Annotated in this window: 14 protein-coding genes; 6 read left to right on the forward strand and 8 right to left on the reverse strand. The window is 63.8% G+C overall.

From position 1 onward, the window contains the following. Positions 1–7: 7 nt before the first annotated feature. From JQ627_RS14270 to JQ627_RS14290, 5 genes are all read right to left on the reverse strand, one after another. Positions 8–1,090: an ISAs1 family transposase gene (locus JQ627_RS14270; protein ID WP_212484825.1), complete on the reverse strand. Its 1,083-nt coding sequence runs from the start codon at positions 1,088–1,090 to the stop codon at positions 8–10. 243 nt (positions 1,091–1,333) lie between these two features. Continuing rightward, complete coding sequence (locus JQ627_RS14275) at positions 1,334–1,828, reverse strand: hypothetical protein (RefSeq protein ID WP_212484826.1); 495 nt, start codon at positions 1,826–1,828, stop codon at positions 1,334–1,336. Positions 1,829–1,949: 121 nt separating this feature from the next. Beyond that, the gene (gene rlmN / locus JQ627_RS14280; RefSeq protein WP_212484827.1) at positions 1,950–3,152 is read right to left on the reverse strand and encodes a 23S rRNA (adenine(2503)-C(2))-methyltransferase RlmN; all 1,203 of its coding nucleotides are present in this window, start codon (positions 3,150–3,152) and stop codon (positions 1,950–1,952) included. Between the two features lie 169 nt (positions 3,153–3,321). Continuing rightward, positions 3,322–3,969 carry an invasion associated locus B family protein gene (locus JQ627_RS14285; RefSeq protein WP_212484828.1) on the reverse strand — a complete coding sequence of 216 codons (648 nt, stop codon included), beginning with the start codon at positions 3,967–3,969 and terminating at the stop codon, positions 3,322–3,324. Positions 3,970–4,074: 105 nt separating this feature from the next. Beyond that, on the reverse strand, positions 4,075–4,914 hold the full coding sequence (locus JQ627_RS14290; RefSeq protein ID WP_212484829.1) for an SDR family oxidoreductase: 840 nt from the start codon (positions 4,912–4,914) through the stop codon (positions 4,075–4,077). Between the two features lie 237 nt (positions 4,915–5,151). Here JQ627_RS14290 and JQ627_RS14295 point away from each other — a divergent pair, with 237 nt between their 5' ends. The 3 genes from JQ627_RS14295 to JQ627_RS14305 all read left to right on the forward strand — a co-directional run bounded on the left by JQ627_RS14295 (position 5,152) and on the right by JQ627_RS14305 (position 8,539). After that, positions 5,152–6,126: an NADPH:quinone oxidoreductase family protein gene (locus JQ627_RS14295; protein ID WP_014490699.1), complete on the forward strand. Its 975-nt coding sequence runs from the start codon at positions 5,152–5,154 to the stop codon at positions 6,124–6,126. Between the two features lie 392 nt (positions 6,127–6,518). Further along, a complete protein-coding gene (locus tag JQ627_RS14300; protein WP_212484830.1) occupies positions 6,519–7,364 on the forward strand; it encodes a hypothetical protein in 846 nt (281 codons plus the stop codon). A 20-nt stretch (positions 7,365–7,384) separates the two neighbouring features. Beyond that, positions 7,385–8,539, forward strand: a complete 1,155-nt coding sequence (locus JQ627_RS14305; protein WP_212484831.1) for a TAXI family TRAP transporter solute-binding subunit — start codon at positions 7,385–7,387, stop codon at positions 8,537–8,539. A gap of 169 nt (positions 8,540–8,708) precedes the next feature. On the opposite strand, the gene JQ627_RS14310 is transcribed toward JQ627_RS14305, so the two are convergent. Both JQ627_RS14310 and JQ627_RS14315 read right to left on the reverse strand, forming a co-directional pair. Further along, on the reverse strand, positions 8,709–9,086 hold the full coding sequence (locus JQ627_RS14310) for a YkvA family protein (protein WP_212484832.1): 378 nt from the start codon (positions 9,084–9,086) through the stop codon (positions 8,709–8,711). 90 nt (positions 9,087–9,176) lie between these two features. After that, on the reverse strand, positions 9,177–9,479 hold the full coding sequence (locus JQ627_RS14315) for a 4a-hydroxytetrahydrobiopterin dehydratase (RefSeq protein WP_212484833.1): 303 nt from the start codon (positions 9,477–9,479) through the stop codon (positions 9,177–9,179). A 151-nt stretch (positions 9,480–9,630) separates the two neighbouring features. Between JQ627_RS14315 and JQ627_RS14320 the strand changes: the two genes are divergently transcribed. Together JQ627_RS14320 and JQ627_RS14325 are read left to right on the forward strand one after the other, a co-directional pair. Then, complete coding sequence (locus JQ627_RS14320; protein WP_212484834.1) at positions 9,631–11,076, forward strand: TAXI family TRAP transporter solute-binding subunit; 1,446 nt, start codon at positions 9,631–9,633, stop codon at positions 11,074–11,076. 189 nt (positions 11,077–11,265) lie between these two features. Next, the gene (locus JQ627_RS14325) at positions 11,266–12,807 is read left to right on the forward strand and encodes an alkaline phosphatase (protein ID WP_212484835.1); all 1,542 of its coding nucleotides are present in this window, start codon (positions 11,266–11,268) and stop codon (positions 12,805–12,807) included. 24 nt (positions 12,808–12,831) lie between these two features. Here JQ627_RS14325 and JQ627_RS14330 read toward each other — a convergent pair whose 3' ends face one another. Then, a complete protein-coding gene (locus JQ627_RS14330; protein ID WP_249143094.1) occupies positions 12,832–13,239 on the reverse strand; it encodes a response regulator in 408 nt (135 codons plus the stop codon). A 163-nt stretch (positions 13,240–13,402) separates the two neighbouring features. Here JQ627_RS14330 and JQ627_RS14335 point away from each other — a divergent pair, with 163 nt between their 5' ends. Further along, positions 13,403–14,179: a Crp/Fnr family transcriptional regulator gene (locus tag JQ627_RS14335; RefSeq protein WP_212484836.1), complete on the forward strand. Its 777-nt coding sequence runs from the start codon at positions 13,403–13,405 to the stop codon at positions 14,177–14,179. Positions 14,180–14,470 lie beyond the last annotated feature (291 nt).

A 14,470-nucleotide genomic window follows, 5' to 3' on the forward strand; every position in this document is an offset into this window, starting at 1 on the left:
GGTAGGGCTATCGCATATGGGCAAGGACGGAGAGGAGAAAGTCGTTATTCCACCTCGCCTGGAGCATTTTGTGGCTGGTGCGGGCCGGACCAGGCGTAGCTTGCAGGGCATTGATGGCCAGCTTGCGAATGACGGCGAGATTTTCGGGGGCATGGTCTTTGCGACTGCGGCAGGCGTCCTCGTCGAACAGGACGTCGAGAACCCAGTGCAGGTTGTTCTCGATGCTCCAATGGGCACGTACGACCTCGAGCAGCTTCTTGGCTGACAGCAAGCGCGAGGCCAGAAAGTATCGAGCCGTGTGCTTGGCCGTCTTGCCGCCATTGGCGCGCCAACTGTCAATACGGCCGACGGCAGCAATAGCGGGAAAGGCGTATTGCTTTGCCAGGTCTGGCGCTGGCGCGACGATGGCCTGCCGACGCTCGATGCGGCCGTGAGCGGGCGTCTTTGGCTGAGCCGCTCGTGCTGGCTTGTGGGCGGTATCCAGCAGCGCCTTGGCGGCTTTGAAGAGCCGGCCACGATTGCTCTTGATCGCCAATACGTAGTGGCCGTTCCGGTCGCGGATGGCCTGGGCGATGTCGGGACGGCAATGCAAGGCATCAGCGGTGACAAGAGCGCCGTCCAGATCAAGCAGAGCGAGGACTTCGAGAACTCCGGCAACCTCGTTGCGATTGGGGGCTTTCCTCTGAGCCAACGCCATGCGCGTGCCTGCTGCCCAGACATTGACCATATGCAGCGGCGTGGCCTGCCGGCCACGCGCGAAGGCTCCGCGCAACGCTTTGCCGTCGATGCTGACCACGCCCCTGACGCCGAAGCTCTTGCTGAACTTGCGTAAAACCGCTTCCAACCCCTTGGGGTCCAGAGCACGGAAGACGTTGCTGAACGTATCGTGGCTGGGAATGCCGTATCTGAGCTGCAAAAATTGTCGCAACAGCTCCTCTCGGCCTTTGCCGAAGAACTCGAACTCCGTACAGGTCTTGGCCCCGGCCAATGTTGCCGCCAAGGCGATGACGATGATCTCCAGCAGATCGTGTCGGACGTTGCTAGCGCGCGGATCCTTGAGCGGTCGAAGCAGGCGCTTGAGTTGGCGCATTCTGGTCTCCCTCGGGAAGTGGGAGACACCCAAAGAATCCAGTTCCAACCGCTTCGCAACGCCCATCCGCCGCCATATGCGATTCCCCTACCTGGAGGGGGAGGATCGGTTCGCATGTAGCGAAGCGAAATGCGAGCCGAGGTGGGTGAAGCCACGCGCACCGACGTCGCCGATAGTCTGTCACCCCACCCCGCTCGCGCGATGCGCGATCCATCCTCCCCCTTCCAGGGGAGGGTAAGCAAATCACCGCGCATCCGGCCTTGAATTCGCCGGCAATGGCGGAGGCGGCTTGCGCGGGGGTGGCGGTTCGCGCCAGGCACCGGCGTTGCGGCCGGCGATCAGCCAGTAGACGACGCCGGCGACAATGCCGGCTCCGGTCATGATCTCGAGGTGACGCCGCACGATGCCCTCGAACTGCAGCGTGTCGGAGTGGAAAGGAATGAGGCCGAGATAGCAGGCGAGCCCGACGAGGCCGCCGCCGGCGGCATAGGCGAGTGCGCTGCGGATGTAGAGCGCTTCGGTGATCGCAACGATCACCGCCGCAGGGACCAGCGCGAAGCCCGAGACGAAGATGAAGCCGAAGCCGAGCAGGATGTCGATCGCGCCCTGGTCGACGGGACCGGCGCCCAGATCGGCGAATTCCGGAAACAGCAGCGCGACGACCACGATCATGCCGCCAATGAAGCAGGCAGCGAGGAAGCCGAAGAAGATGACGATGAGGCGACCGATCAGGGACATGACGCCACTCTCACCGTCATTGCGAGCGCAGCGAAGCAATCCAGACTACCGCCGCTGAAAGATTCTGGATTGCTTCGCTTCGCTCGCAATGACGAGGATGCGAGAGCATGGGCACGCATCGTCAATCCGTCATCGCCATGGCGCGCAGCGCCTGGCGCTCGCGGGCCGAAAGCTTTTCGGTCTCCGACTTGAGCTGGCCGCAGGCGGCGAGGATGTCGCGGCCGCGCGGGGTGCGTACCGGCGAGGAATAGCCGGCGTTGAAGATGTATTCCGAGAATTTCTCGATCTGATCCCAGTCCGAGCATTCATAGGCGGTGCCGGGCCAGGGATTGAACGGGATCAGGTTGATCTTGGCGTGAATGCCCTTGAGCAGCTTCACCAGCAACTTTGCATCGTCGAGCGAATCGTTGACGCCCTTGAGCATCACATATTCGAAGGTGATGCGGCGTGCGTTCGAGGCGCCCGGATAGTCGCGGCAGGCCTGCAGCAGCTCCTTGATCGGATATTTGCGGTTGAGCGGCACCAGCTCGTTGCGCAGCTCGTCGCGCACCGCGTGCAGCGAGATCGCGAGCATGACTCCGATCTCCTCGCCGGCGCGCACGATGTTCGGCACCACGCCCGACGTCGACAGCGTGATGCGGCGGCGGGAGATGCCGATGCCTTCATTGTCGCCGACGATCAAAAGCGCATCGCGCACCGCGTCGAAATTGTAGAGCGGCTCGCCCATGCCCATCATCACGATGTTGGTGACACGGCGCGTGCCGTCCTCGCGATCGGCCCAATCGTTCAGGCGATCGCGCGCGACCATCACCTGTCCGACGATCTCGCCGGCCGTGAGGTTGCGCACCAGCCGTTGCGTGCCGGTGTGACAGAACGAGCAGTTCAACGTGCAACCGACCTGCGAGGAGACGCAGAGCGTGCCGCGATCGGTCTCGGGGATGTAGACGCATTCGACTTCATGCGCCTTCTCGACATTGTCGCCGCTCGGCAGGCGCAGCAGCCATTTGCGGGTGCCGTCGTTGGAAATCTGCTCGGCCACGACTTCGGGCCGGTTGACCGTAAAATGCTGCGCGAGCTCGGCGCGAATGCCCTTCGAGATCGAGGTCATGTCGTCGAAGCTCTGGGCGCCGCGGAAATAGAGCCAGTGCCACAGCTGCTGCACGCGCATCTTGCGCTGTGCAGGCGCGACGCCGATCTCGCCGAGGCGATCGGCAAGCTCGGTGCGCGACAGGCCGATCAGCGACGGCTTTGCCGGCGGCACATAGGTTTCGAGCGGAGTTTTCTCCACCAGGATTGCGTTGTGCGGCTCGGTCGTCGGTTGCATTGAATGGACCTGATTACGTGGTCGTTCCGGGGCGGCGCGAAGCGTCGAACCCGGAACCTCGAGATTCCGGCCTGGTCCTTCGGACCATCCCGGAATGACGGAAAAACTTGGAACCGGCCCTATATAGCAACCGGAATTGCCGATTGCGACCGCGATACCTCTCGCAGGCTTAACGCCTGCAATCCTGGGAAATCCGGTCCAGCGCCTGGGCGAGGCCCTTCAACGAGAAGGTATCGGTTGTCTCCGTTCCCTTGGCCGAGACGCCTTTGACCACGAGATCGGCGGATTTGCGCATGGCCTCGACCATCCGCTCTTCCTCGGCCGCGTTCTTGATCCAGAGGCCGTCGCCCTGCGTGTACATCGCGAAAGCGGCGCCGCCGACCTCGACCGAGGATTCCGAGCCCGGCTTCAGCGCATAGCCGATCATGACCGAGACTTCGTTGTTCACCTTTTCCGCCGGCCGGGTCGAGACGAAGGCATAGGCGGGATCGCGCGGGCGGTTCGGCGGGTTGGTCTTCGACGACGACGGCTTGGCCAGAGCAAAGCAGACCTTCTTGCCGTTGGGGGTGGCCGAATAGGCGCCCCAGGTGCCGAACTGGCCGATCAGGGTCGGCTCCGCGCCGCCCGCAACCGCGGCGGCTGGAGCCACCGGCTTGCTCTCGGGCTTTGCTGCTGTCTTTGCAGTCGTATTTGCCGCCGGTGCAGCCGCCTTTGGTGCGGCTTTGGGCGCCGGTTGCGCCGTCTGCGCCCGCGCGGAATCAGTGATTCCCACGGCCGTAACGCCAGTCATCAAGGATAAAATCAGCACCCGCCACATGCTGGAGTGGTTCCCTCAATATTGTGACTGGAAGATGGCCCGGCCGCGCTTTGTCCCCCGGCAGGGATAGCCGGGAAAGTCCAATTTGGGAAGGCAGTTAGCGGGTCAACCTTTGGATCGCGCAGCCCGCTGCTCGGCCCATTGCGCATCGGTCCAGCGCAGCAAATCCTCGGCGCCGGAGCTGCGCAAATGCGCGCCACCGTCGATCACAACCATCTCGCCATTGATGTAGCCGGCACGGTCCGAGACCAGGAAGCTGGCGAGGTCGGCGAGCTCGCTGTGCTCGCCGGTACGCCCCATCGGGTTGCGCGCGGTCCAGCCTTCGTCGCGGCCCTCGGGGCGGAGCTGCCCGGATGCGCCGGCGGTCGGGAACGGGCCCGGCGCGATCGCGACGGTGCGGATCCCCTTCGGACCCCATTCCACCGCAAGGCTCCTAGTCATCGCCAGCACCGCCGATTTCGCCATCGCCGACGGAACGGTGAAGGCACGGCCGGTGATGGTCGAGGTCGAGAGGATCGAGAGCACGACACCGCCATGCTTGCCGTCGATCCAGCGCTTGCCGGCGGCGAGCGTGCAATACATCGCGCCATGCAGCGTCGGCGCGAGGATCGCATCGGCCGCTCGGAACGACAGATGCTCGCTCTGCGCGATGAAGGTCGCGGCAGCGTTGTTGACAAGGATGTCGAGCGGCGCCTCGCGCCAGATCGCATCCATCATGCCGTCGACGGCAGCGCCGTCGCGAACATCGCAAGCCATCGTCGTGACCTTGCCGCCAGTCTGCGCGCGCATCTCGCTCGCCGTTGCTTCCAGCCGGTCGAGCTTGCGACCGCAGATCACGAGCTCGGCGCCGAGCGCGAGGAAGCGGCGCCCCATCGCGGCGCCGAGACCCGAGCCGCCGCCAGTGACGAGGATGCGCTTGCCCTTGAGCAGACCTGTTTCAAACATCGTTTGAATCCTCTTTCCCACGTAAGCCGTCATTGCGAGGAACGAAGCGACGAAGCAATCCAGACTATTTCCGCGGGACGGACTCTGGATTGCTTCGCTTCGTTCGCAATGACGAGGATAAGCCGGCGCGTTGCCTCAGACAAAGAATCTGGATTGTCGCCCGTGCCTAAATCCGGCAAAACCCACTCAACTATAATTCCGCCTCGAAACGCCCAGTATTCTCAAGAAGGTGCCGCCATGAAAGCCATCCTCTGCTCGCAATATTGCCAGCCCGACGATCTCGTGCTTGCCGACGTACCGGATCCGGTGGCAGGTCCCGGTGAAGCGGTGATCGCGATCAAGGCGGCGGCGCTGAACTTCTTCGACATCCTGATGATCCAGGGCAAGTACCAGATCAAGCCGCCGTTCCCGTTCTCGCCCGCAGCCGAAGTTGCCGGCGTGATCGAGAGCATCGGTCCCGGCGTGACCGATCTGAAGGTCGGCGATCGCGTCGTTGCGTCCTGCGGCCACAACGGTGCGCGCGAAAAGATCGCGCTGCCGGCGGCATCGATCGTGAAAATTCCTGACAATCTCGACTATGATCGCGCGGCCGGCATCATCATCATCTACGGCACCGCGCTGCATGCGCTGGAAGACCGCGCGAGCCCGAAGCCGGGCGAGACGCTCGCGGTGCTGGGCGCAGCCGGCGGCACCGGCTTGGCTGCCTGCGAGCTCGGCAAGCTGATGGGCCTGAAGGTGATCGCCTGCGCCTCGTCGGACGAGAAGCTCGAATTCGCGAAGGCGCATGGCGCCGAGCTGACGCTGAACTACGGCAAGGAAGATCTGAAGGAAGGCCTGCGAAAGCTCACGGGCGGCAAGGGCGTGGACATCATCTTCGATCCGGTTGGTGGTGCGTATGCCGAGCAGGCGCTGCGCTCGATCGCCTGGGAAGGCCGCTTCCTCGTCATCGGCTTTGCCGCCGGCGACATTCCGAAGATGCCGCTGAACCTCGCGCTGCTGAAAGGCTGCGACATCCGCGGCGTATTCTGGGGCGCATGGACCCGGCTCAACCCGGCCAAGAATCGCGCCAATCTCGAGAAGCTCGTGAAGTGGACCGCGGAAGGAAAGATTTCCTCCCATGTCGACCGCACCTTCCCGCTGGCACAAACCGCCGACGCACTGAAGGTCCTGGCGGGACGCCAGGCCATGGGCAAGGTGATCCTGCATCCGTGACGATGTCGGCGACGGCGTCGCCTGCTACGCACTCGCCACACATGCAACTGTCATCGCCCGCCTTGTGCGCAATTGCGTACTGAGGCGGGCGGTCCAGATTTCAGAGACGCCGGAGATTTCAGCAGAGACGCCGCGGCCCACTGGATGCCCCGGGGTTAAAGCCAGCGGAGTCTAGGAAAACCTTCCTCAATCATCACCACCAAAATCGTGGTGCATTCCCCCGCTCCGCCTCAATCAAACCCAAATATTTCCTGATTCGCGCAAACCGTTGTCGTTTTTTGGGCTGATTCCAGCGGCGTTTTACCGGTTCCATTTGCGGGGCACTTTGGACAAAAGCAAGAAGACTTAAGCCGAATTGCCCCTGCGTTGCGTTAGTAATGGGGAGCATGACCATGGAGACGACGGCGCATCGCCCGTCGAAGGAGTCGAAGGCGTTCGACTCCGATCGAGCCACATCATCACATCCGCCGACCGCGTCCTTTATCCGTGCGCGCGCCACGCGGGCCGACCTTTCGCAGGACGATCCAATCCCACTCTTCCTGTCCGATCCGCTCGGCGCGCCGGACCCACGCGAATATGCACCAGTGGAGTTGCGCTCCAGAATTGTCCCGCGTGTTCTCGCGGCCGTTCTGGCGGCATCCACCTTGGCAGTTCTGGTCACATTGTTTCAGTCCGACTTTCGCGGCCTCCTCGTCGCCAATGCCGGTAGCTGGGTGGGCATCGCGACGGACCAGGCCATGGCGTCGGCCAGCGCGTCGGCCGTACCGCAGACCCCGCTCAAGGATTCGGCCCGCGTGACTGACCCGAGGCTGGCGAGCGCCGACACGCGGGATCTCCCTGCACCGTCAACGCCGAGCCGCGAAGCGATCGCGACCGCCTATCAGACGGCGCTGCAAGCCCAGGCGCCCGCGCCTGCGCCCGTCGCGGCGCCGCCTGCACCGCCTCCGCCCGCCAAGACGCTCGACGCCGACACGCTGGCCGGGCTGATGACGCGCGCGAAGAACCTGTTGAAGGTCGGCGATATCGTTGCAGCCCGCCTGCTGCTCGAACGCGCGGCGAATGCACAGGATGCAACGGCCGCGTTTCTGCTGGCGCAGACCCATGACCCGGCCGTGCTGGGCACCAGCGACGCGCGGAGCATCGCCGGCGACGCGACCGTCGCGCGCGACTGGTACCAGAAGGCCGCGGCACTCGGATCGGCGGAGGCGCGGCAGCGCCTCGCCCAGCTTCGGAACTAAAGCTTTTTTTAGAGGACATCATGCGTAACGCTTTGAGCATGGCGGTTGCCGCCATCATGACGATCTGTGCCTTCGCGGCACGCGCCGAGCAGACCGAATACGATCCGGCCAAGGTCTCGGACGGTCTGAAGGCCATCTTCCAGTTCGGCTCGACCTCGACCAAGCAGGCGCTGAACGCCAACACGGTCACGCTGATCACCGGCACGATCGGCGGCACCTATGTTCAGTTCGGCGCCGACCTCGCCTCCGTGCTCGATGACGGCAACAAGATCCGCGTGCTGCCGATCGTCGGCCGCGGCTCGGTGCAGAGCGTCGCCGACATCCTGTTCCTGCAAGGAGTCGATCTCGGCATCGTGCGGGCGGATACGCTCGACTATCTCGAACGCAAGGGCTTTGCCAAGGACATCAAGAAGCAGTTCACCTATGTGAGCAAGCTCTATAACGAGGAGATGCAGGTGATCGCGCCGAAATCGGTCGCGACGCTCAAAGACCTCGAAGGCAAGACCGTCAGCGTGGACCTGCCGAACGGCGGTACCTTCGTCACCGCGCTCACCGTGTTCGAACGGCTCGGGATCAAGGCGAAATTCGTCTATGTCGAGCAGCGCATCGCGATGGAGAAGCTGAAGGCCGGAGAGATCGACGCCGTCATCGTGGTCGGAGGCAAGCCTTACAAATCGGTCTCGAACTTCGTCAATGACGGACGCTTCCATCTTGCGGGGGTCGACTATGCAAAGCCGCTCCAGAGCGACTATCTGCCGGCGACGCTGACGCCTAAGGACTATCCGAACCTGATCAAGGAGGGCGAGAGCGTGGACACGATCGCGGTGCCCGCGGTGCTTGCCGCCTATAATTGGGCCCCGAACACCGAGCGCTATCGCAAGCTCGCGCTGTTCGTGGACGCGTTCTTCACGAAATTCCCCGCGCTCCAGAACCCGCCCTTCCATCCCAAGTGGAAGGAGGTCTCGCTTGCGGCCCCCCTGTCCGGCTGGAGCAGATTGCCGGTGGCGCAGCAATGGCTCGACAAGCACGGCATCGAGCCGGTGACGCGCCAGCGCTTCGAGGCGTTCCTGAAGGAGAATCCTGCGGCCGCAAAAGTGTCCGACGCAGACAGGGAGACGCTGTTCAGGCAATTCCAGGCGTGGGACGCGGACAAGGCGCGGGCGGAGAAGAAGTAGCGGCCGTCGTTGCGACCGATGGTGTCGCCTGCGCTAGCCACACTCACTGTCATCGCCCGGCTTGAACCGGGCGATCCAGTACTCCGTGACGCCAGCGATTGAATCGAGAAGCCGCCGCGTACGGGATGCCCCGCCTTCGCGGGGCATGACAGCGAACAAGCGGCCCGCGCTATTCCCCCGCGTCATCCACCCCGCGCTTCAGCACGGCGCGCGCGGCCTCGCGGTGCTCAGTCGTGATATGGCCAGCGACCATGCGGATGGCGGTGGCGAGCACGGCGGCGTCATCGGTGAAGCCGAGGATCGGCATCACGTCGGGAACGAAATCGAACGGCAGGATGAAATAGGCGATCGCCCCGAGCAGCGACGCCTGGACATGGCGCGGCGTCTGCCGGTCGAACGCACAGTAATAAGCAGCGACCAGATCTTCCGCGAACGGCAATTGCACGGCGACACGCTTCAGCTTGCGCCAGAAGCGGCGACGCACGCTCTCATGATCCTCCGCGAGCCGATCGGCCGGCTCGAAGCCGACGCTGTGTTCGGCAGCCATGTTCGACAAACTCCCCGTTCAGCCAGGGCGGCAGATGGCCGCATCTCCTGCTGATCACAACATGGGGATGCGGCCGGTCCCCGCAAGGTGTCACGCAGGTGTCAGCTTGGCGATCGCATTCATCGTCCCGGCAAGCTCGATGTCGAGCTTGGTGACGCCGCCGGCGTCATGGGTCGACAGCACCACCTCCACCGTCTTGTAGACGTTGCGCCATTCGGGGTGGTGATCCATTTTTTCGGCAAACAGCGCCGCGCGGGTCATGAACCCGAACGCCTCGTTGAAATCCTTGAAGACAAAGGTCTTCCCGATGGCGTCGCGGCCCTGAACCTCGGTCCATCCCGGGATCGCGCCCAGCGCCTGCTTGCGTGCCTCCGCCGTCAACCGCTCTGCCATGATCGCCTCCGCTTTCAGGGGAACTTTACCCTAACACCGTGCATATGGCCCGGGTTCAGACGGGATTTCGTCCATCCGCTAACCATGACGGAGATGTAACCCCGCCGAACAAGAAATTTGCTACAATTGCGGGCGTAAATCGCCGGCCAAGATGAAACTGAGTCTCAAGCGCCTGTCTGGGAGATCGATGACCGGGGGATTGGACCTGGCCGAAGCGCCCACCCCGCCTTCGCCGCGATCAGCGGCGCGGAAGACGGCGCTCGTGTCTCTGGCGCTGGTGCTTGCGATCATCGGCGCGCTTGTTGGCGGCTACTACTTCGCGATGCGGCCGGTGACGCTGAAGATCGCGGTCGGTCCGGCCAATAGCGACGACCTCAAGGTGGTGCAGGCGCTGACGCAGGCTTTCGCGCAGCACAAGAGCTATGTGCGGCTACGCCCGATCCAGACCGACGGCGCCACCGCCAGCGCCGATGCGCTCGCGGAAAGCAAGGCCGATCTCGCCATCGTGCGCGGCGACGTCGATGTGCCGAAGAACGCGCAAGCGGTCGCGACCCTGCGCAAGAACGTCGTGGTGCTGTGGTCCGTGCCCGGCAAGGGCAAGAAGAAGGGCGCGAAGATCACCAAGATCGCGCAGCTCGCCGGCCATCGCGTCGGGGTGATCGGCCGAACCCAGGCCAACGTCAATTTACTCAAGGTGATCCTCCAGCAGTACGGCGTCGACCCCGCCAAGGTCGAGGTCATACAGTTCCCGGCCAATGAAGCCGCCGAGGCGATCAAGGCCCAAAAGGCCGATGCCTATCTCGCAGCCGGCCCTGTCAACAGCAAGATCACGTCGGATGCGATCGCGGCTTCCGCCAAGGACAGCGGGACGCCGACCTTCCTCGCCATCGATTCCGCGGACGCGATCGCGCAAAACCATCCCGTCTACGAAGCATCGGAGATTCCCGCCGGCACCTATGGCGGCTCGCCCGACCGCCCCGATGACGAGGTCAAGACCATCAGCTTCTCGCACCACATCGTGGCGCGCAAAGGCGTGTCCGATACCACCATCGCGGCGTTCACGCGTCAGCTCTTCGCCGTTCGCCAGCAACTGGTGGCGGAATTCCCGATGGCGGCGAAGATCGAGACGCCCGACACCGACAAGGATGCGGTGATCCCCGTACATCCCGGCGCAGCCGCCTTCGTCGACGGCGAGGAAAAGACTTTCCTCGACAAATACAGCGATTACATCTGGTGGACCTTGATGGCGCTCTCGGCGATGGGCTCGCTCGGCGCCTGGTTCGCGGGCTACCTGAAGAAGGACGAGCGCGACAACAACAGCCATCTGCGCGACCGGCTATTCGACATGATTGCGGCAGCACGCAAGAGCGAGACGACCGAGGAGCTCGACCAGATGCAGGCTGAGGCCGACGAGATTCTGCGTGACACGCTGCGCTGCTTCGATCACGGCGCCATTGAAGAGGGCGGGCTCACCGCCATCAACATCGTGCTCGACCAGTTCCACGCCGCCGTGGCCGACCGCAAGGCGGTGCTGTTCAGCCTGCCGCAGAACCTGCAACGCGCCGGTGCGCAGTTCAGGGCCGCGAGCAACGCGTAAATGCCTGCCGCGTTAATGCTGCGTCACATTGTCTCAATATAGGTCCACCGTCATTCCGGGGCGCGCAACGCGCGAGCCCGAAATCCATCGAGCCGCATACGCGAGGAGAAATGGATTCCGGGCTCGCGCCTGACGGCGCGCCCCGGAATGACGAGCCTTCCCGCGGCCGCGGTTTCGGAGCCATCCTTCATGAACATCAAATTCTCCCGCCGCCACTTCCTCACCACTGGCGCCGGTGCGCTTGGCACGATCGCGATGCCCTATCTCTCGCGCGCGGCCGACCGGCCGGCGGTTACGCATGGGGTGCAGTCGGGCGACGTCACGGTCGATGGCGGCGTGGTCTGGGCGCGCACTGACCGGCCATCGCAGATGCTGGTCGACGTCGCGACGACGGAGTCCTTCAAGAACGCCCGCGCGCTGCCACCGATCGCGGCGCTGCCCGAGAGCGATTTCACCGCGAAGATGCTGATCGAGAACCTGCCGGGCGGACAGGATATCTTCTATCGCGTCCGCTTCCGCGATCTCTCGCACAGCGCGATCGAGGGCGAGCCGGTGGTCGGCCGCTTCCGCACCGCGCCGGCCGACCGTCGCGACGTCAGCTTCGTCTGGGGCGGCGACGTCGCAGGGCAAGGCTGGGGTATCAATCCCGATGATGGCGGCATGTTCACCTTCTCTGCCATGCGCAAGCATCGCCCGGATTTCTTCCTGCATTCCGGCGACACGATCTATGCCGACGGCCCGATCGAATCCGAGGTGAAGCTCGCCGACGGCACGATCTGGAAGAACGTCACCATCCCCGAGAAGGCCAAGGTCGCGGAGACGCTGGACGAGTACCGCGCCGCGCACAAATACAATCTCACCGACGACAACGTCCGCGCCTTCAATGCCGAAGTGCCGATCTTCGTGCAGTGGGACGATCACGAGGTGACGAACAACTGGTCGCTGTCGAAAGAACTGCCGGCGTCCTATAAGGTGCGCGACATCTCGCTGCTGGCAGCCCGCGCGGGCCGCGCCTTCCACGAGATGTATCCGATGCGGGAGAGCATCGTTGAGCCGGGCCGGGTCTATCGCCAGATCTCGTACGGCCCGCATCTCGACGTGTTCATGCTCGACGAGCGCAGCTATCGCGGCCCGAACGGCGCCAATCTCGAAACCGCTTACGGGCCCGCCAGCTACTTCCTCGGCCCGGACCAGATCGCCTGGCTCAAGCGCAGCCTCCTCAACTCGCGCGCGACATGGAAAGTGATCGCCTCCGACATGCCGCTCAGCCTCGTCGTCTCGGACACGCCGAAGGGCGGATCGGAAGCCATTGCGCAGGGCGACGGCCCGGTGCGCGGCCGCGAGTTCGAGATCGCCGACATCCTGCGCTTCATCAAGATGGCGCCGATCAGCAACACGGTGTGGTTGACCGCGGATGTGCACTACGCCGCCGCGCATTATTACGATCCGAACAAGGCGCAATTCCAGGATTTCGAGCCGTTCTGGGAATTCGTGTCGGGTCCGTTGCACGCAGGCACATTCGGTCCGAACGCGCTCGACAACACCTTTGGGCCCGAGGTGCGTTTCGTCAAGGCGCCGGGCAAGGACAACCAGAACCTGCCGCCGTCCGCCGGCATGCAATTCTTCGGTCACGTCAAGATCGACGGCGCATCTGGCCAGATGACGGTGACCTTGCGTGACCGCGCCGACGTCGCACTGTGGGCGACCACGCTCGATCCGAAATTTACCTGAAGCCGGGAGAACGCCGACGGGCGATCAGGCACCGCGCGAGCGCAGTGCGGCCTCCAGCGCTTCGCTCGAGCAGGGCTTTTGCAACCGCGGCCGCGCCTTGAATTCGGAAGCGATCCGCGCCTCGGCGCCATAGCCGGTCACGAAGACGAAGGGAATTTGCGCAGCCGCGAGCCGCTCGGCGACGGCGAAGCTTTTCTCGCGGCCGAGTTCGACGTCGAGCAGCGCGAAATCCGGCGCGCGCGCAGCGATCGCCGCCAGCGCCTGCGCCACCGACCCCACGGTGCGCACGGTCTTCACGCCAAATCCGAGCAGGCGATCCTCGAAATCGATCGCAATGATCGGATCGTCCTCAACGATCAGAACATCGGCGGGCATGCCGGCGGGGTCGTCCGTGGGAGCAGGTATCATGATGCTGGATATCGAGGGCTGCATGTTCTTATCGATCTAGGACAGCCTCATCCCGACACCTGCGCCCAGCGCATCGGAGGGTTCCAGGAACGAAACTCACCACAGAACAGTTTTTACGTCTGTCCACTTGTGCACATAGCCCGTGATCGGACCTCGCTAGTGTTGAAAGGAGAGCAGGGGATTTACGATGGATGCGCGGATCAGCAAGACAACCGAGGCCGGCAGCCGGCCAGCCAACAATCTGCTGCGGCGCTTGAGCCCGGCCGACTACGCGCTGCTGGCACCGCACGTCACCCTGGATGTCGCCGGGCCCAACGAGCTGCTCTACAGTCCCGGCGACGATGTCCAGGTCGTGCACTTCCCCTGCGGGCCGTCGCTCGCGACATTTCTCGTTCCCAATGAGGACGGTCGCGACGTCGAGACCATCCTGGTCGGCCGCGAAGGCGCAGTGGGCGGCATCGTCAGCGAGGGATTCTTGCCGGCCTATACCCGCATCTGCGTGAAATTCGGCGGACCCTTTGCGCGCATTCACGTCGCCAAGCTGGAAGCTGCCAAGATGCGCTCGGCCTCGCTGCGCAACATCTTCGCGCGCTATGCCGACTGCATGCTGGCGCAGATCTTCCAGTCCACCGCCTGCAACGCCATCCACTCCATCGAACAGCGTACGGCAAAGTGGATCATCGCGGCGATGGAGCGGACCGGCGACGAGAGCAGCGTGCCACTGACGCATGAGCAGCTCGCAACGCTGCTCGGGGTCGGCCGCAGCTATGCGAGCCGCGTGCTCCAGTCGTTCAAGGCCGAGGGCGTGCTTGATACACGGCGTGGCGCGATCCTGGTCCGCAATCTCGACGGCCTGCACTTGCGCGCCTGCCTGTGCAACGACGCGGTGAAGATGCACTTCGAGGAGGTGCTGCGGGGGGTCTATCCGACCGAGGAGACAAGCCCCAGCTCTGCACGGGGCTGATCGAGGCCCCCGCGCCCGATGAAAAGGGCCGATTTGATGAGGAATTCCCTTAAGCGCCGGTGATCCCCGGACAAAATTCAATCAACCAACCCCGAAAGAACGCATTGTTTTTTGGGGTTTTTTGCTTATATTGCGCCGCAAACGCGTAGGGTGCCCGGTCGATATGGCCGGGTTTCCTTTTTGGGCGAAGCAGGCCCCGTTTTCCACGTTTCAGCGTTGTCCGTGAAGAGGTCCCGGCTTGACCGGCGAGATCGCGCTTAACCCATTGTCCGACCGCAAAGAAGCTCACCC

The sequence above is a fragment of the Bradyrhizobium liaoningense genome (genome assembly GCF_018130785.1).
Classification (GTDB): Bacteria; Pseudomonadota; Alphaproteobacteria; order Rhizobiales; family Xanthobacteraceae; genus Bradyrhizobium; species Bradyrhizobium liaoningense_A.